Genomic DNA, 863 nt, shown 5'->3' on the forward strand with positions numbered 1-863 from the left:
CGGCCAGTCGCTCGGCGCGGCCCAGGCGCTGTGCGGCCATTTCGCCACCATCGAGCACGACCCCGCGGAGGTCGACCGCTGGCACGACTTCCTCGCCGCCTGGGCCTACCGCTACAGCTCGCTGGTCTGCCGCACCATGCCGTCGGCCCTCCTGCTGGAGGTCGAGGCCAGTTTCAAACTGTTCGGGCCGTGGCCTCGGTTCGAGGCGCAACTACGGGCCGACCTGGACGCACTCGGCTTCCGCCACCGCATCACCCTCGCGCCGCACCCGCATGCCGCACGCGCATTGGCCAACGTCCATGACGGCCTGGCGGTCACCGACGAGGCACCGCTGCACAACGCGCTCGGGCAGCTGCCGGTGGAACGCAGCGGGCTCGCACCCGGCACCGCCACGTCGCTGCGCCGGATGGGCCTGCGCAAGCTCCGACAGGTGTTCGCCCTGCCGCGGGCGGCCCTCGGCAAGCGGGTCGGGCCCGATGCGCTCGCGCACCTGGACCGGTTGACCGGCACCCTGCCGGCCCCGTTGCAGTGCTACGAGCCGCCGGACGCATTCGAATCGCGGATCGAACTGAACTACGACGTCGAATCCAGCCAGGCGTTGCTGTTCCCGTTGCGCCGGTTGACCGCCGACCTGGCCGCCTACCTGGCCGGTCGCGACGGCGGCGTGCAGCGCTTCACCGTCGTGTTGGAGCACGAGCGCATCGCCGACAGCGAAATCACCATCGGCCTGCTCGCGCCCGAGCGCAATCCGGCGATGCTGTTCGAGCTCGCCCGCGGCCGGCTGGAGCAGGCCCGGGTGCCGGCGCCGGTGCGCGGCGTGCGGTTGCTCGCGCGCGAGCTGCCCCCCTTCGTCCCCGCCGGGC

Annotated in this window: 1 protein-coding gene; it reads left to right on the forward strand. The window is 72.7% G+C overall.

The annotated features are described in order from the left end of the window. Positions 1-863 (forward strand): Y-family DNA polymerase (locus tag ACKVMH_RS13545; RefSeq protein ID WP_412700670.1); only part of this gene is annotated, 863 nt, incomplete at both ends.

Source organism: Lysobacter zhanggongensis, assembly GCF_046638635.1.
Taxonomy (GTDB): domain Bacteria; phylum Pseudomonadota; class Gammaproteobacteria; order Xanthomonadales; family Xanthomonadaceae; genus Novilysobacter; species Novilysobacter luteus.